Origin of the sequence: Streptomyces cellostaticus (assembly GCF_001513965.1) — a bacterium.
GTDB classification, from domain to species: domain Bacteria; phylum Actinomycetota; class Actinomycetes; order Streptomycetales; family Streptomycetaceae; genus Streptomyces; species Streptomyces cellostaticus.
In genome coordinates, this window is sequence record NZ_KQ948022.1 from 272,761 (window position 1) to 286,662 (window position 13,902).

The following is a 13,902-nucleotide window of genomic DNA, read 5'->3' on the forward strand; positions in this document are numbered from 1 at the left end:
CGCCGCCTCCTGAGAGGCGGCGGTCATGCTCGGGTCGTTCCTGTTCTGGGCAGGATCCGATCAAGGACGGACTCTAGTTGTGACGCCCCGACGGGTCGTGCGCAACCTTGTCCTGGCCCTCGTCGGTGACGGCCCGGTAGGCGACGGAATCGCCGGCCGCGCCGGGTGCCGGTTCCGTCGCCCGGTCCCCGTGCCCGGGCCACCAGGCCGCGTGGCCGATCAGCGCGGTGAGGCTCGGGGTGAAGAACATCGACATGACGAACGCGGCGATGGCGATGCCGAAGGAGACGGCGAAGCCCATCTCCGTGAGCAGCGCGTTGCCCGCCAGCATCATCGTGGCGAAGGTGGCCGCCAGGATGAAGCCCGCCGCGGCCACGGTCGGCCCGGCCTGGCGCAGCGCCATACCGGCCGCCTCACGCGGGCTGCGGCCCTCCCGGGCCTCCTCGCGAAGCCGGGCGATCATGAGGATGTTGTAGTCGGTTCCGATGGCGACCACGAAGAGGTACATGATCACCGGGAGCAGGAACATCAGACCGGAGTGGCCCTGTCCCTTCTGGAAGATCCACACGGTGGAGCCCAGGGTGGCGCCGAAGCCGAGGCCCACCGAGGCGATCAGATACCAGGGGGCGACGATGCTGCGCAGCAGCAGCCCCAGAATGACCATGATCAGGATGGCGGCGACCGGGAAGACCGTCCGGTAGTCGTGGTTGACCGCGGTGTCGATGTCCTTGTAGATCGAGGAGAGGCCGCCGACCACGGCTTCGGTGCCGTCAGGGGCGTTGGAGTGCGCGGCCTCGCGAATCCGGCCCACGGCATCGATCGCCTGGTCCGTGGACGCCTCGTACTTGAGCGTGACGGTGAAGTCCGCGGTGGTGCCCTGCTTGCTCAACAAGGTCATACGAGCACTCGCGACGCCGTCCACGGCACCGAGCTTCTTCGCGTAGGCGTCGAAGGCGGTCTTGTCCAGCGGCTTGCCGTCGGTGCTGGACAGGTAGACGTCGGTCGGCGCGGCGGCGCCTGCCGAGTACGCGTCCTTCATCTCGTCCTGGACGACCATGGACTCCTTGGTCTTGGGCATGGAGCCCGAGGCCAGGTCGAACGTGGCCTTGTAGCCCAGCGTACCGAGCGACAGCACGACCAGGATGAGGCCGGACACCGCGGCGGTCAGCGCCGGGCGGCGCTGCACTCCACGGCCGAGGGCGGCGAAACGGGCGTTGCTCGGCTCCCGCTGCCAGGACTTGGAGGGCCAGAAGACCTTCGGTCCGATGAGCGACACCACGGCCGGGATCAGGGTCAGGCCCGCGATCAGGGTGGCGCCGACCGCGATGGCGAGCGCCGGACCCATCTGTCGGAGGAAGCCGAGCGTGGACAGCGTCAGCGCGAGGAAGGCGATGATGACCGCTCCGGCGGCCGAGGCGATGGCCTCGCCGACCCGGCCGACCGCGTTGATCATGGCCAGCTTCGGCTCGTCACCGGCGCGCAGGCGTTCGCGGTAGCGGAACATCAGGAAGAGGAAGTAGTCCGTGCCCACGCCGAAGAGCACGACGATGAGAATGGACGAAATCGAGCTGTTGGCCTGGAGGTCGAACAGCTTGGTGGCATACGCGATCAGCCCGTTGGCGATGGCGGAGACCAGGCCGATCAGTACGAGGGGGAGTACGGCCAGGATCGGCGCCCGGAAGATGATCAGCAGGGTCACCAGGATGATCGCGAAGGTGCCGATGCCGATCAGGGCGTCGCCGCGCTTGGACGAATCCTGTTGGTCGAGGGACTGCGCGGCGGGGCCGCCGAGCTTGACCTCGAGATGCGTGCCGCTGACCAACTTCTTGGCGTCTTCGCGCAGCACCTTCGCCGCGTCGGCCTGTTTGGGCTGGCCGGCGGTCTTGTCGTTCATCTGGACCAGGGTCATGGTGTACTTGCCGTCCGCGGACGGCGGGCCGGGGACGACCTTTTGCACCTGGTCGATGTGCTTATTGCCCAGTTCGGAGGTGATCCGGGCAACGTCCTTCTTGTCGTCGGCGGTCAGTTTGCCGCCGTCGGTGCGCTGGTACAGCGCGATCGCCGAGGGAGTGAAGGCGCTGGGGAACGCCTTGTCCTGGACAACTGACGCTTTGATGGATTCGTAACTCTTGGGCAGGAAGCTGCTCTCGTCGGTGCTCGAGGGAAGGCTCGGCGCGGTGGCGACGATGGCCACCGCCGCGATTAACCACGCCACGATCGTCCAGATGGGATGACGGACGACAGCGTTCCCAATGCTTCGGAACATGCGGGGGGTCCTCCTGGGTGGGAAGATCACCGCCGCCTGGGGAGCGGACCCTGGCATCGGCGACCCCGACCGGCATTCACCATCGGGCCGGTCGAATGATTGTCTTGAGATCCGATCATAGTGACTCGGGCCAAGGGATCACATCCGGCGCTCCTTGATGTGAGACATCGTTGGCCTTCGCTTAAGACTCCCGCTGGAGAGGTGAACTCCTTATGGGGAAAGGCGGTCGGGGCATCGCATCGTCGGAGACACCGCATCCTCGTTGGCTGATTTCCGACGGGAAGGTGCCGTATGCAGGCTCAATTTCTCTGCCCGGGATGAACGCCGCCATGCACACTTTTATGATCTGTGACCTTGGCGGGGGTGGGTCGTTCAAGATATGTGCTGTCAGAACGACTTGAAGCGGTAATAGAGCAACTTGTCTGCTCTCGTACCCAGTTGGAAGGCTTGGCCACCGCCCTCGGTCCCGAGTGCTTGACCGGTGCCAGCGAACAGGAGCGCGCCGCCCGGGCGGAACTGGCCGGTGACGCCCTCCGGCTCCTGGAGGACGCCGAGGTCGCGGTTGCTTCCGGGGAGCCGGAGCATGTCGTCGTGGCTCTGGTCAAAGCGATCGAAGGGCTCATCGTCCAGCTCAGGGACCGGGTGCTGGACAGCGTCGTGGCGTCGAGCCCGGCACCGGACCACTGGCCCCTCCAGTGAGGAGGACGCCGGGTTCCATCAGCAGCAGTTGAACAGTGAGTCGGCCGACGCCCCTTGGACCGCGATGGACATCCGCCGCCGAATGCCTGGAGTGTCAGGCGACTTGCGTGCTTGTGCTCGACGAGGCTGGCGTGTGTGACGCCGTCCGGTACGGCCATGTCCGCGGACAGTGCGCCGAAGTCAAGCTGTTCCAGGCCGAGTTGACGTTGTCTCCCGGGAAACGGCGGGGGAGCGGGGACGATCTCGAGGTCGGCGGCGGTCGGTGACGGAGCGAGCCTGCCGCCGGGCAGGCGACGTTGCTCGCCCGGGTGAACGGATTGCTCTCGGAGGCGGCCAGCGGAGTCAAGGAACCGGCGAGGCTGCCGGACGTCCAGGAGCGGAAGTAGCGCCGACCGTCGGAGCCGATGGCCTCCGCGATCAGCAGGTACTGATCGTCGGAGGAGAACAGGTAGCAGTCGGCGCTGTCGCAGATCACCCACATGTCGACCCGGTAGCCGTTGCCGATGTTCTGCTTGATCACGTCCGGCATGGACGAGTAGAAGTTGCGTGGCGCGCTCCACCCGTTCGGGTTGGCGATGTCGGGATTTGTGGAGTACGACGCGTTCCCGGTCTACGGTGAGGTCGTGTGGGAGCGCGCCTATGCGTCATGGATGAGAGGAGTCCCAAAGGAAGCGTCAATACCTCGTGCACCAGCCGGTCGCGCGAGACGTGCGCAGCCGCTGCTCCACCCTGCCGTCGGCGTCGTAGGCGCCGTCCCCCTTGACCGGGCAGCGCGCCGCAGGCAACGGGAGACACCCCCTTCGGGCGTTACCCGCCTGATGAAGCCCGGGGTCCGGCTGGAACAATGAACGGCATGCCGAACGCCGCCCCCTCCGCCTCGACGCGCCAGCGCATCATCACAGCTGTCCTGCAGATCATCGGCGAGGACGGCGTCGCGGCGGTGACCAACCGGAGGATCGCCAAGGAAGCCGGAGTCTCACTCGGCTCGGTCACGTACCACTTCGAGACCCAGCACGACCTGCTGCGCGAGAGCCTGCTGCACTTCGTGCGCGAGGAGGCACGGCACTTCACCGAGCTGGCCGACCAGTGCCAGACCGAGGGCATCGACGTCGAAGACGCAGCATCTCTGGCCGGCCAGGTCGCGTGCGGCACGGCACTCGACAGCGCCCATCTCGCGCCCTTCGAGCTGTACCTCCACGCCGGGCGCGACGAGCGACTGCGCGAGGCGGCAGCGGAGGCGTTCAGGGCCTACGACCGGCTCGCCGCCCGGATCCTCACCGCTCTCGGCGTCCCGGACGCGGAACGTCTGGCGGCCACGACCGTCGCCCTGGTGATGGGTCTGCAACTACGGCGTCTGGCGACAGGCAGCCCCGCGGACGACCTGGTCGACGCCCTCCTGCTGCTCACCCGAGGGGCCGTCGGCCGGCCGGCCGGGCCGGACCCTCTGGGGTGAGTACGGCGGCCTTGGTCAGGGCGGTCGCGGTGCGTACTGCGCTGGCGATGGCGTCGTCCGGGTCGAGTCGGCACAGATCGATGAGGGTGAAGAGCGCCTCGGCGCTCACGACCACCGCCAAGTCCCGCTTGAGCTGGGCGAACGCTTCCGGGTCCGTGGCCCCGAGCGTGCCTTCGAGGGGCAGGAGCGCGTGGTCGATCAGTCCGAAACGGATACCGGGGCGGGCGGTTGCGGTGTCGGGCCGGGTGATGGTGGCCGCGATCACCGCTCGCACCGCCCCCTGGCGGGCGAGTACGCCGCGCAGCAGGAACTCGCAGGCGAAGGCGATCCGTTCGACGGGGTCGGCACAGTCCCCGAGCGGCGCAAGGGCCTCGGCGGGGGGTGGCCAGGCGCCGGCCAGGGCTTCGCTGATCAGTGAGGGGAGGTCGGGGAAGTACCGGTAGGCGGTGGCCTCCGAGACCAGGGCCGCGCGGGCGATCGCGGGCATGGTCGCCTCGGCCCCCGTGGCGATGAGTTCGCGGGCGGCCGCCACGATCGCCGTGCGCGTGCGCTGCTTCTGGTTGGTGCGGCCGGTGCCGGCCTGCGCCGTCATTGTAGGGACCCTCCTCCTGTTCGCTGGAACACATCCTAGCAATTAACTCTCGTTATGCGAGTCCACTTGCGTAACGAGACGGGACCTCCCTACTCTCATGAGAGTCGGCTCTCACAAAGGAGGCAGTCATGAGCAGCGTTTCCGTGGTCGGCCCGGACGAGGGCGAGACGATCCAGCTGGGCCCCACCCGGATGCGCATCCTCGAGGACGGCAGTACCACCGGGCACCGCCTCGGGATCGGAGAGATCACCATCGCTCCGCACACCCAGGGCCCACCGCAGCACCGTCACGCCCAGCACGACGAGGGCTTCTACGTCGTCTCCGGCACCGTGCACTTCACCATCGGCGAGACGACCCACGTGGCCCCGGCCGGCACGCTCGCGATGATCCCGCCCGGTGCTCCGCACACCTTCGCCAACCTCGGTGACGAACCGGCGGTGATCCTGAACACCTTCACCCCCGACTTGTACGTGCAGTACTTCCGTGACCTGCAACGCATGATCGCCGGCGGTCAGGAGCTGACCCCGGAATCGACCGTCGCGGTGATGAGCCGTTACGCCACCGTTCCCGCAACCGACTACGCGTGACGGCCCCTTCCCCGTTGACGCGGCTTACTTGAGGAGCACCGAATGGCCGGCAGCACCCATACCCTCACGCTCGACCAGGGCACCCTCGACGTCACCGTCGACCTCCACGGGGATCAGGGGCACCCCTTCCTGCTCCTGCACGGAGGGGGCGGACCGCAGACCGTCACCGCGTTCGCCGGCCTCCTGGCAGAACAGCGGCCGGCCAGGGTGTTCGCCCCCGTCCACCCCGGTTTCGACGGCACCACCCGCCCCGGATGGCTGAGCGACGTCAGGACCCTCGCCCGGGCCTACGCGCACCTGCTCGATGAACTCCTCTTGCGGGACGTCTCCGTCGTGGGCAACTCCATAGGCGGCTGGATCGCCGCGGAGCTGGCGGCACTGGGCAGCGACCGGATCAGCAGCGTCACCCTCGTCAACGCGGTTGGCATCCACGTCCCCGGCCACCCGATCGCCGAGACCTTCGGACTGACACGCGCCGAGCTGTCCCGCCTCTCCTTCCACGACCCCTCGAAGTTCCGCTTCGACCCCAGCAAGCTGTCCGAGGAGCAGCGTGCGATCGCGGCCGCCAACCGCGCCGCGCTACAGGTCTATTCGGGCCCGCACGCGATGGCCGACCCGACCCTGCCCGAGCGCCTGGCCAAGGTCACCCGTCCGACCCTCGTCGCGTGGGGCGCGAGCGACCAGGTCGTGGACGCCGACTACGGACGGGCCTATGCGAAGGCCGTCCCCGGCGCGGAGTTCCGTCTGCTGCACGGCACCGGCCACATGCCCCAGACCGAGACCCCCGAGCAACTCCTCGCGGTGATCTGGGACTTCGCCGACAGCCACGCAACTGACCGGCCGCAGCGCTGATCCCGCCCCGCTGTCGTACTCGGGTGTGTTCGGCTCTGCGTAGTACGTGACGAGAGGGTGGCCGGGGGTGCCCTCCAGCTCCATGGACCGGTAGCCGAGGGCGAGGTCACCGACCTCGGGGTGGTGGAACGTCTTGCGGCCGTGGCTGCGGGCCTTGACGTCGTAGCGTTCCCAGAGGCGGGCGAAGTACGGGCTCCTGAGCAGGAGTTCACCGGCCGGCCGGGCGAGGTCGGGGGCATCGGGGCCGGTCCCCGCGAGCGCCCTGAGGCGGCCGACGCAGCCGCGGATCTGGTGGTGCCGGTCGTCGAACAGGTCGCGGGCTGCGGGGTGGAGGAAGACGTGGCGCGCGATGTTGCGGTCCCTGGCCGGCCAGTCCTCGATACCGGCGAGCAGACGCAGCCCGCCGGGGGTGTGCGCGAGCAGGTCGTTGGTGCGGCAGACCACGTGCCGCCTCCGCCGCCTGCGGCTTCGCACCGAACCTGGGCGTGCTGATCGCCGCCCGGCTGGTTCAGGGCGCGGGCGCCGCGGTGATCGTGCCCGCCTCGCTGGCGCTGCTCCGCGAGGCGTACCCCGACCGGGCGAGGCGCGCCCGGGCGATCTCCGTCTGGGCGATGGGCGGTTCCGTGGGTGCCGCGGCCGGCCCGGTCGCCGGCGGCCTGCTGAGCCTGATCAGCTGGCGGATGATCTTCTTCGTCAATCTGCCGGTCGGGCTGCTGGCGCTCTTCCTGCTGGCGCGCACCTCCCGATACCACCGCGACGACCTGGACGGACGACGAACTCGACCGCATCGGACACGCCGAGGAACTGGGGATCGCGTCCCTGCGGCGCGACGGCAGCCACAGCAACCGACGGACGATCCGGGTCGTACGCCTCGGCGACGACCTCTACGTCCGCTCGGCCAACGGCCCCGGCTGTCAACGGGTGAGCAGGAGGCCGTCCACGAGGGCACGGAGTTGCACCACGTAGGTGTCCTCGGCGGTCAGCGGTGCCCAACGGTCTGCCACCTGCGCGAGCCGGGGATACTCGCTCGGGTCGAGTCCGGCGAAGACCTGCTCCCGATAGGTCGGACGCTCATCGGCCGCGCGCCGTCGGGCCGCCGCCGTCCGGACCACGATCTCGCCGGCGGTGTAGTACCAGATCGCGCGGTAGGCGTGCACGGCCCGCTCCGGGTTCAGTCCGCACTCCATCAGGCCGCCGACGATCTGCTCGACGAACCACAGTGCGGACGTGGACATCAGGTCGTCAGCGGTCAGTACCTCCACGATCCAGGGGCAGGCGGCGAGCACGTCGTGGATCGCGGATGCGGCGACGACGATCCGTTCGCGGGGGTCGGCGGGCAGTTCGGGCCGGTGCATGGTCCGCGTGGCGTAGTCGTCCAGCAGGAGGACGAGCAGTTCCTCCTTGTCACGGACGTGGTGGTAGAGCGCCATCGGCGTGCTGCCGATGTCCTTGGCCAGCCGCCGCATGGTCAGCCGGTCCACGCCTTCCTCGGTCACGATCCGGCGGCCCGTTTCGATGATGTCCTCGCGTGAGATACGGGCGGGCCGGCCGGGGGTCTTGCGCGGTGCGGACGGTTGCGACATGGCGCCATCATCCCCCAGGTCTCGACAAGGGCGATCACCCCGCGCTAGTTTTTATACATGTATAGAAACTTAGAAGAGAGGCCTGGAGTGGTGCTGGCGGCCGCGGCCGTCGCCCAGTTCGTCGCCGCCCTGGACATGGCAGTGGTCAACGTCGCACTCCCCGCGATCCGCACCGCGCTGGGATTCGCCCCGCTGGATCTGTCGTGGGTCGTGCACGTCTACGCGCTCACCTTCGGCGGGTTCCTGCTGCTGGGCGGCCGCACCTGCGATCTGTACGGGTGGCGCCGGCTGTTCGTGCTGGGCCTGGCCGTCTTCGGGCTGTGCTCACTCGCGGGCGGACTGGCCCAGGCACCCTGGCAACTGATCGCCGCCCGTGCCGGACAGGGCCTGGGCGCCGCCGCAGCCTCCCCGGCCGCGCTGGCGATGATCACCACCACCTTCCCCGAGGGCCCCCGGCGCGTCCGCGCGCTCGGGGTGTGGAGCGCGGTGAACGCCGCGGGTGGCGCGCTGGGCGTGCTGGCAGGCGGGCTGCTGACCGAGTACGCGGGCTGGCGCTGGGTCATGCTGATCAATGTGCCCATCGTCGCGGTGGCTCTCGCGCTGGTCTCCGCCACACCGCCCGCCGCAGCCCGGCCCGCCCGAGGCGAGAGGCTGGACGCGTTGGGTGCCGTCCTCGCGACCGGCGGCGTCGGGCTGCTGGTGTTCGGTGTCGTCCGCACCGAAGCCGTCGGGTGGGGATCGCCCGGGACATGGGGAAGCCTCGCCACCGCGCTCGCACTGCTCGCCGCCTTCGCCTACACCGAATCACGCACGTCATCACCTCTGTTGCGCATGGGCCTGCTGCGCAGCCGTTGGGTCGCCGGCGCGAACGTACTCGTGTTCCTGGCCGCGGCCGGGCAGTTCACGGCGTTCTATTTCGTGTCCCTGTACATGCAGCAGGTCCTGCGCATGGGCGCCGCCGCGACCGGCGCCGGATTCCTGCCCTTCTCCGTGGGACTGGTCGCCGGCACCGTCGTCGCGACCCGCATCACCGCCACCCGCAGCCCCCGCGCCTCCCTGGTGCCCGGAGCCCTGCTGGCCGCCGTAGGTCTGGCCTGGTTCTCCTTCATCAGCCCCCGCGGCGGCTTCCTCGCCGATGTGCTCGGCCCGTCCCTCATCACCAGCGTCGGTGCCGGACTGGTGCTGGCCCCGATCGCCGCCGCCGCGACCACCGGCGTCGCTCCCCGCGAGGCCGGCATGGCCTCCGGTGTCTTCAACAGCTCCCGCCAACTGGGCGGTTGCATAGGCCTGGCTGCTCTGGCCACGCTCGCCGCACACCGCACCGGCACAGCCACCGACCCCGCCGCCCTCGACGACGGCTACGCCCTGGGCCTGGCCGTCACCGCCGCCCTCTTCGTGCTCGCGGCAGCCGTGGCCATCGGCGTGCTGCCCCGCCGCCGGACCGCCACAACCGCCCTCCGCCTCAGCAACTCCACCGACAACCAACTGGAAGGAACACCGTCGTGACGACAACCCCCATCAACCTGTTCGCCTCAGCGTTGCACTTCCACCCCGACGGCGAGGTCCGAGCCGCCGAACGGCAGATGACGAGCAGCGACTTCGGCGTCTGGCAGATCGCGACCTTCCACGTCGACACCGACGCCGAGGTCCACGCCGACCACTGGGAGATGCACCCCGAGGCCGAGGAAGCCGTGTGCTGTCTGACCGGCGGAGTGCGCCTCTACCTCCGTCCCGCCACCCCCGACGACGCCGAGGAGATGGTGCAGTTGCCGGCGGGCACCGCTGTGATCGTCCCCCGTGGCCGCTGGCACCGCCTGGAACTCGACGCCCCCAGCGACCTGATGTCGGTCACCCTTCGCCACGGCACCCGCCTCGAGAAACGGACCGACGCCCGCTGACAGCGGGCCGCCCGGTGCCTGACGCCACCTCGGTCCGGGCAGCCCGGTACCGTGCGGTGCTCCCGTCGGCGGACAGGACGACCGTGCCGGTCAGCGACTTGCGACACGTCGATATCGGCATGGAGCCGAAGGTGGACGCTGCTTAGGATGTCCGCAGGTTGAGGGGGGTGCGATGCCGACGTTCGGGCTGCTCGGGCCGCTGTTGCTCCACGACGGGATACAGGACCGGTCGGCGGGAGGCCACAAGGGCCGCGTTCTGCTGGCAGCTCTCCTGCTCCAGGCCAACCGGATGGTGCCGAAGGACGGCCTGAAGGAGGCTCTGTGGGGGCCGCACCCCCCGCCGACCGCCGACGCCTCGCTGTTCAACCACGTGACGCGCCTGCGACGGCAGCTGGCGTTTCTCGGCGACCAACCGCGACGGCTTGCCGCGGTGCCGAACGGATACCGGCTGTACATCGGCGAAGGCGAGTTCGACGTCGAGATCTTCGAGGCGCACGCAAGCGCCACCCGCGAGGCACACCTGCACCGGGACTGGGAGACGGTGGCACGGCGGAGCACCGCGGCCGTGGCGCTGTGGCGCGGGCAGCCGCTGGCGGACCTTCCGGATTTCGCGGACGCCGAGCCGCAGGCCCGGGTGGTCCAGCAGCTTCTCGAAACCCGGCTCCAGGTGCTGGAGTGGGGTTTCGACGCGACCCTCGCGCTGGGCCGGCACCACGAGCTGGTCCCGCACCTGACGTCGCTCGCCTCGGAGCACCCGCTGCGGGAGGCGTTCCACCAGCAGCTGATGCTCGCCCTGCATCGCTCGAACCGCCAGGCGGAGGCACTGCAGGTCTACGCCGGCCTGCGCCGGAACCTGGTGGAGGAACTGGGCGTGGAGCCGTCCGCGGCCGTCCGGGCGACGCATCAGGAAGTGCTGGCCGACGACGGCGCCGCCGCTGTTGCGGCACCCGCGTCCGTCTCCGTCTCCCGGCCGGAACGCCGACCTCTGCGCCAACTCCCGGCGGACGCGGTCAGTTTCACCGGCCGGGACAGAGAAATCACGACACTCACCGCGCTGCTCCGGCCGGGCACCGACGCCCCGGCGCACCCACCCGGCCGCAGCCCCCGGCCGGTCGTCGTCTCCGGCATGGGCGGCATCGGCAAGACGGCCCTGGCCCTCCATGTCGCCCACCGGCTGCACGAGGACTTCCCGGACGGGCAGCTCTACGCCGACCTGCGCGGCTTCGGCCCTGGTGCGCAGCGCAGCCCCCGCGACCTGCTCACCCGGTTCCTCTCGGATCTCGGAGTACGTGCGGAGTCGTTTCCCGACGACACGGACGACTGCGCGGCGCTCTTCCGTACGGTCATGGCGGAACGCCGGATGCTGCTGGTGCTCGACAACGCCCGTGATGCCGCTCAGGTCACACCGCTGCTCCCCGGCACCGGCGACTGCGCCGTGGTGGTCACCAGCCGCCACACCCTCGCGGACCTGCCGGACGCCACGTTCGTGCCGCTGTCGCCGCTCGAACCCGACGACCAGGAGATGCTCCTGGCCGCACTGTGCGGAAGCCGGCGCGTGCTGGAGGAACCGGCTGCCGCCGCCGACATCCTCGCTCGGTGCGGAGGGCTGCCGCTCGCCCTGCGCGTCGTGGGCGGGAGGCTGGCTTCCCGTCCGGCGTGGCCGCTCGCTCTGCTCGCGCAGCGTCTGTCGGCCGGCTCCGGTCGGCTGCGGGAGCTGAGCGTGGGCGGTCTCGACGTCCACTCGACCTTCGCCGTGAGCTACGGCGCCCTGCGCGAGAGCGAAAGACCCCGGGAACGGACGGTCGCCCGCGCCTTCCGCCTGCTGGGCCTGTGGCCCGAGCAGGAACTCACCCCGCAGTCGGCGGCGGCGCTGCTCGGCCTGCCGGTGCGCGAGACCGCCCGGCTGCTGGACCTCCTGGCCGACGCCCACCTCGTACAGAGCCCGGCGCCCGACCGCTACGGCTTCCACGATCTGCTCGGCGAATACGCCGCCGAACGGGCCTTCGAGGAGGAGACCCCCCAGGAACGGGCGGACGCCACGCTCCGGCTGCTGTCCTGGTACGTGGCGGCCGTCGAGAAGGCATCGAGGGCGACCATCGGCGAGACGCAGCCGCCTCCACCGCTGGACGAGCAGCCGGACGAACCCGTCCCGGACTTCACCGACGCTCACCAGGCGCTGGAGTGGTACGTACAGGAACTGCCCGCCATCCGGCATGCGATCGACCGCGCCGGTTCCCTCGGCCGGTCCGACGTGGCGTGGCGGCTCGCCGTCGGACTGTTCGGGTACGCGGACACGTACTGGTGGACGGGGGCGTGGGACATCTGTCTCCAGGCCGCCCTGGCCATCGCCGAGGAACACGACGACACGGTGGGGCAGGCCTGGCTGTACCGCCGTATCGCCGTCGCTCACGGCATGGCCTACCGCAACGACGCGTGCCTGGAGAACCTGCGGATCTCCCTGGATCTCTTCGCGCGTGCCGGAGACCTCACGGCCCAGGCCTCGATCCTGGGCAATATGTCGGCACTCCATGTCCAGGACGGTCGGGCGGAGGAAGCGCTGGCGTATGCACTGCGCTCACAGGAGCTGTACCGCAGGAGTGGCAGCACCGTCAGCGAGGCCCTCGTACGAGGCAGGATCGCCGACGCGCTCGACCTGGCCGGGGACTTCGAGGGCGCCGCGGAGCAGCACCGTCGGCGCATCCCCCTGCTGCGGAACCAGGCACGACCCACGGCCCTCGCCACAGCCCTGACGCACTACGGTTCCGCGCTCAAGGAACTGGGCCTGCGGGACGAGGCGTTCGCCGCGCTGGACGAAGCCCTGGCCATCCGCCGCGGGCTGGGCGATCAAGGCGGCGAGGCGGACTGCCTGGCGGAAACGGCCCGAGCCCACCATCACTTCGGAGAGTGGGAGGCCGCCCGCCGCTGCTGGCACACATGCCTTGACCTCGCCCGCGCCCATGCGCTGCCCCAACGGGCCCGGGAGAGCCTGGAGGGCATCGCCGCCCTGGACCGGGCCTGCACGACCGGCGGTCCGGCGTGAGAGCGGGTCGGCCTGCGGCGAGGTGAACCGGGGCCGATGCCGCGCTCTCGTCAGGCCGACTCGGAGCTCTCCTCGGCGCGTGTGGTCGGCTCGGCCGTGACGGAGGCGGTGTAGAAGACGGACGTGCCCTGTTTGCTGCGCTGGGCCTGGTTCTTGGCCACGAGCCCTTCGAGCGTGGTGCGCACGACCGTTGTCCTGATGGTGCGCTCGGGGTGTTGCTGTGCCAGTGCGGTGGTGACTTCGGCAGCGGAACGGGGTTCGTTCTGGCCCGCCAGGTGCTCGCGGGCGAGATCGACCAGTGTGGGCAGCGCAGTGGGCGAAGCCGGCGCCGTGGCGGCGCTCTTTCTGCCCGCGCCCTTGCGCGCAGGAGCCGGAGCCTTCTTGGCGATGGCCTGCTTGCCCGCGACCGGCTTGGCCGCAGCCTTCTTACGGGGAGCAGGCACCGCCGGGGTTCCGAGGGCCTGCTGGATGCTCAACAGGACGGTGTGGTCCTGCTGAAGCGAGGCCAACTGCTGCTGCAACGCCTGGATCGCACCGCTGAGGCGCTCCTGCTCCTTGAGGTTGCGCTCGAGGTCGCCGGCCACCTGCGTGCTGTACTGCGAGGCCAACTCGGTGGCTGCCGTAGTGGTTTCGGACATGATGTGTGCACCCCTTCCTGGGTGCCACGGCCGGCAAGCAGCCAGTCCGCGGCGTATGCGAACTCTAAGGCACATGCTGTTGAGCTTGGTGCCTTGTGGGCAAAAGCGGTTACTGCCGCACACAGCATTCCCTTGTCCGCTCCCCACGGCGTACGCGCCCCGGTGCCGGCTACGACCGTCCTCAGCCAAGCCGATGAGTCACTGGGCGAGCCACGATGTGGATGATCACCAGCCATCATGAGATGCAACGTGTCGTTGACTTCAAGCGATCGACGAATGCCGATGGGCGGTGGT

12 protein-coding genes and 3 pseudogenes are annotated in these 13,902 nt (G+C 69.7%); 9 read left to right on the forward strand and 6 right to left on the reverse strand.

Going from position 1 to position 13,902, the window contains the following annotated elements; translation table 11 throughout:
* Positions 1–73 precede the first annotated feature (73 nt).
* The gene (locus AQI88_RS17895) at positions 74–2,266 is read right to left on the reverse strand and encodes an MMPL family transporter (RefSeq protein ID WP_066999782.1); all 2,193 of its coding nucleotides are present in this window, start codon (positions 2,264–2,266) and stop codon (positions 74–76) included.
* Positions 2,267–2,713: 447 nt separating this feature from the next.
* Between AQI88_RS17895 and AQI88_RS17900 the strand changes: the two genes are divergently transcribed.
* Positions 2,714–2,965 carry a hypothetical protein gene (locus tag AQI88_RS17900; RefSeq protein WP_066999784.1) on the forward strand — a complete coding sequence of 84 codons (252 nt, stop codon included), beginning with the start codon at positions 2,714–2,716 and terminating at the stop codon, positions 2,963–2,965.
* A gap of 265 nt (positions 2,966–3,230) precedes the next feature.
* On the opposite strand, the pseudogene AQI88_RS47750 reads toward AQI88_RS17900, so the two are convergent.
* Positions 3,231–3,575: pseudogene (locus AQI88_RS47750) on the reverse strand (non-reducing end alpha-L-arabinofuranosidase family hydrolase); the annotation flags it as partial.
* 243 nt (positions 3,576–3,818) lie between these two features.
* Between AQI88_RS47750 and AQI88_RS17910 the strand changes: the two are divergent.
* Complete coding sequence (locus AQI88_RS17910) at positions 3,819–4,418, forward strand: TetR/AcrR family transcriptional regulator (RefSeq protein WP_067000070.1); 600 nt, start codon at positions 3,819–3,821, stop codon at positions 4,416–4,418.
* On the opposite strand, the gene AQI88_RS17915 is transcribed toward AQI88_RS17910, so the two are convergent.
* Positions 4,369–5,010 (reverse strand): TetR/AcrR family transcriptional regulator, encoded by a 642-nt coding sequence (locus tag AQI88_RS17915; RefSeq protein ID WP_066999790.1) that lies wholly within the window; start codon positions 5,008–5,010, stop codon positions 4,369–4,371. The genes AQI88_RS17910 and AQI88_RS17915 overlap by 50 nt on opposite strands.
* 128 nt (positions 5,011–5,138) lie before the next feature.
* On the opposite strand from AQI88_RS17915, the gene AQI88_RS17920 reads away from it, so the two are divergent.
* Positions 5,139–5,597, forward strand: coding sequence for a cupin domain-containing protein (locus AQI88_RS17920; RefSeq protein WP_066999793.1), 459 nt, complete (start codon positions 5,139–5,141; stop codon positions 5,595–5,597).
* Between the two features lie 42 nt (positions 5,598–5,639).
* The gene (locus tag AQI88_RS17925; protein ID WP_066999797.1) at positions 5,640–6,449 is read left to right on the forward strand and encodes an alpha/beta fold hydrolase; all 810 of its coding nucleotides are present in this window, start codon (positions 5,640–5,642) and stop codon (positions 6,447–6,449) included.
* A gap of 24 nt (positions 6,450–6,473) precedes the next feature.
* On the opposite strand, the pseudogene AQI88_RS45975 reads toward AQI88_RS17925, so the two are convergent.
* Positions 6,474–6,923: pseudogene (locus AQI88_RS45975) on the reverse strand (MmyB family transcriptional regulator); the annotation flags it as partial.
* An 11-nt stretch (positions 6,924–6,934) separates the two neighbouring features.
* On the opposite strand from AQI88_RS45975, the pseudogene AQI88_RS43185 reads away from it, so the two are divergent.
* Together AQI88_RS43185 and AQI88_RS47755 are read left to right on the forward strand one after the other, a co-directional pair.
* A pseudogene (locus AQI88_RS43185) lies at positions 6,935–7,156 on the forward strand (MFS transporter); the annotation flags it as partial.
* A gap of 112 nt (positions 7,157–7,268) precedes the next feature.
* Positions 7,269–7,415: a DUF2255 family protein gene (locus AQI88_RS47755; protein WP_244184210.1), complete on the forward strand. Its 147-nt coding sequence runs from the start codon at positions 7,269–7,271 to the stop codon at positions 7,413–7,415.
* Here the strand turns inward: AQI88_RS47755 and AQI88_RS17940 are convergent.
* Positions 7,364–8,032, reverse strand: a complete 669-nt coding sequence (locus AQI88_RS17940; protein WP_066999806.1) for a TetR/AcrR family transcriptional regulator — start codon at positions 8,030–8,032, stop codon at positions 7,364–7,366. The genes AQI88_RS47755 and AQI88_RS17940 overlap by 52 nt on opposite strands.
* A 57-nt stretch (positions 8,033–8,089) precedes the next feature.
* Between AQI88_RS17940 and AQI88_RS17945 the strand changes: the two genes are divergently transcribed.
* The 3 genes from AQI88_RS17945 to AQI88_RS17955 all read left to right on the forward strand — a co-directional run bounded on the left by AQI88_RS17945 (position 8,090) and on the right by AQI88_RS17955 (position 12,970).
* A complete protein-coding gene (locus AQI88_RS17945; RefSeq protein ID WP_066999808.1) occupies positions 8,090–9,538 on the forward strand; it encodes an MFS transporter in 1,449 nt (482 codons plus the stop codon).
* A complete protein-coding gene (locus tag AQI88_RS17950) occupies positions 9,535–9,930 on the forward strand; it encodes a cupin (protein ID WP_066999809.1) in 396 nt (131 codons plus the stop codon). Before AQI88_RS17945 ends, AQI88_RS17950 begins: the two co-directional genes overlap by 4 nt.
* A gap of 172 nt (positions 9,931–10,102) precedes the next feature.
* On the forward strand, positions 10,103–12,970 hold the full coding sequence (locus tag AQI88_RS17955) for an AfsR/SARP family transcriptional regulator (RefSeq protein ID WP_066999810.1): 2,868 nt from the start codon (positions 10,103–10,105) through the stop codon (positions 12,968–12,970).
* 50 nt (positions 12,971–13,020) lie between these two features.
* Here AQI88_RS17955 and AQI88_RS17960 read toward each other — a convergent pair whose 3' ends face one another.
* Complete coding sequence (locus tag AQI88_RS17960) at positions 13,021–13,608, reverse strand: BlaI/MecI/CopY family transcriptional regulator (protein ID WP_066999811.1); 588 nt, start codon at positions 13,606–13,608, stop codon at positions 13,021–13,023.
* Positions 13,609–13,902 lie beyond the last annotated feature (294 nt).